This window comes from Streptomyces sp. NPDC088794 (assembly GCF_044750545.1).
In the GTDB taxonomy this organism is placed as follows: domain Bacteria; phylum Actinomycetota; class Actinomycetes; order Streptomycetales; family Streptomycetaceae; genus Streptomyces.
The window spans coordinates 1-1,926 of the sequence record NZ_JBIVKB010000045.1 but is presented as its reverse complement, the minus strand read 5'-3'; the positions used below and the strand labels follow the sequence as shown (position 1 = coordinate 1,926).

At 67.7% G+C, this 1,926-nt stretch carries 2 protein-coding genes; one reads left to right on the top strand and one right to left on the bottom strand.

Going from position 1 to position 1,926, the window contains the following annotated elements; all coding sequences use genetic code 11:
• Positions 1-59: 59 nt before the first annotated feature.
• A complete protein-coding gene (locus ACIP6U_RS48700; RefSeq protein WP_401729995.1) occupies positions 60-518 on the top strand; it encodes a hypothetical protein in 459 nt (152 codons plus the stop codon).
• 31 nt (positions 519-549) lie between these two features.
• On the opposite strand, the gene ACIP6U_RS48695 is transcribed toward ACIP6U_RS48700, so the two are convergent.
• Positions 550-1,803 carry an IS256 family transposase gene (locus ACIP6U_RS48695; protein ID WP_401729994.1) on the bottom strand — a complete coding sequence of 418 codons (1,254 nt, stop codon included), beginning with the start codon at positions 1,801-1,803 and terminating at the stop codon, positions 550-552.
• Between the last annotated feature and the right edge of the window lie 123 nt (positions 1,804-1,926).

Genomic DNA, 1,926 nt, shown 5'->3' with positions numbered 1-1,926 from the left:
TGAGAAATTGTCAAGAACTGTGGATGGGGTCTCATCCTGGCTGTCTGTAGCATCAGCGCGTGCCGGAGATATGGATCGGTCTCGATGTCGCTGCCCGGCGTAGGAACTGGTGGTGGACCGCAGTCCTGACGCTGCTTTTTGCGGGCATGGCGGTGGCGACGGAGGCGACAGCCACGACGGGCCGCTGGTGGTGGGCTGGCGTCGTTGGCGCCCTTTGGCTGGCTTCGCTCTTCTACATGATCAACCGCGGATATGGCCGAACGCTCCTCGCGCCTGACCGGATGCAGTTCTCCACCTTCGTCAGTCGTAGATCCATCTCATGGAGCGAGATCACCAAGATTGAGCCGCGGAGCCACCAGACACGCGGCGGGGCGTGGTGGGAGGTGCGCGTGCATCGGGCGAGGGGACGACCGCTCGCGATCCCGGGGATCTTCACCAGCCATCGTGGCGATGAGGTCTTCGAACGCAACCTGGCGGTGGTCCGCGAGTACTGGGCCCGCGCGACAGCCCTGGAGTAAGTCACGTGACATGCAGGCTCGATGAGGCCATTCAAGCTGCTTGCGCTTCGGGGCGTTCGACGAGGTGGCCGCGTTCGAAGCGGGCTCCGGCGCGGACGAGGGCGACGAGGCGGGGCGCGTTCACGGCCCGCCACCGGGCCTGGGCGGACTCGACGAGCTTGAAGACCATCGCGAGGGCGGCGGCCGCGCTGCCGGCTCCCCGGGTGACCTTGGTCCGCAGCCGGACCGTGGCGAACGTCGACTCGATGGGGTTGGTCGTGCGCAGGTGGATCCAGTGCTCGGCGGGGAAATCGTAGAACGCCAGCAGCTCCTCGACGTCGTCGGTGATCTTCTTGACGGCCTTGGGCCACTTCGCGCCGTAGGCATGATCGAAGGCGGTCACCGCCTTGAGCGCGTGGTCGCGGTCCTCGGCGTTGTAGATGTCCTGCAGGGCCTTGCGGGCGCCGGGCTGGGCCGACTTCGGCAGGGCATTGACCACATTGGCCGTTTTGTGAACCCAGCACCTCTGGTGCCGGGCTTCGGGGAAGACCTCGGCCAGGGCCTTCCAGAAGCCGAGCGCGCCGTCACCGACCGCGAGCACGGGCGCGCGCATGCCGCGGCGGGCGCAGTCACGCAGCAGGTCGGCCCAGGACTCGGCGGACTCGCGGTAGCCGTCGGCCATCGCGATCAGCTCCTTGGTGCCGTCCGCGCGCACGCCCATCAGCACCAGGACGCAGGACTTCGCCTCGGCGAGGCGGATGCGCAGGTGGATGCCGTCGGCCCAGACATAGACGTAATCGGATCCGGCCAGGTCGCGCTCGCCGAACGCCTTGTGATCGGCCTGCCACTGGGTGGTGAGGCGGGTGACGGTGGCCGGCGAGAGCCCGGCCGAGCTGCCCAGGAACTGCTCCAGCGCGGGCACGAAGTCGCCGGAGGAAAGGCCGTGCAGGTAGAGCAGCGGGAGCACCTCGCTGATCTTCGGGGACTTGCGGCACCACGGCGGCAGGATCGCCGAGGAGAACCGCTTACGCTCCCCGGTGCTCTCGTCGATGCGCTTGTCGTTCACCCGCGGGGCCTTCACCTCCACCGCCCCGGCGGCCGTGGTCACCGACCGGGGCTGGTGATAGCCGTTGCGCACCACCAGACGACGGCCCTGCCCGTCCCGCTGATCAGCCAACTCGGCTATGTAGGCATTGACTTCGGCTTCCAGAGCGGCGGCGAGCATCCGCCGGGCGCCCTCGCGAACGATCTCGTCGATCAGGGAGCCGTTCGGGGTGGAGCCGTCGGCATTGACTACGCTGAGCACGGGCGTGCCTTCCCGACCCGCGCTGCGAACGCGGGCCTACTCGGTGACCATCACAGGATCAATCGGGAAGGTACGCCCTTCGCGTCCAACCCGAGATTGATCCACAGGTCTTGAGCATTGCTC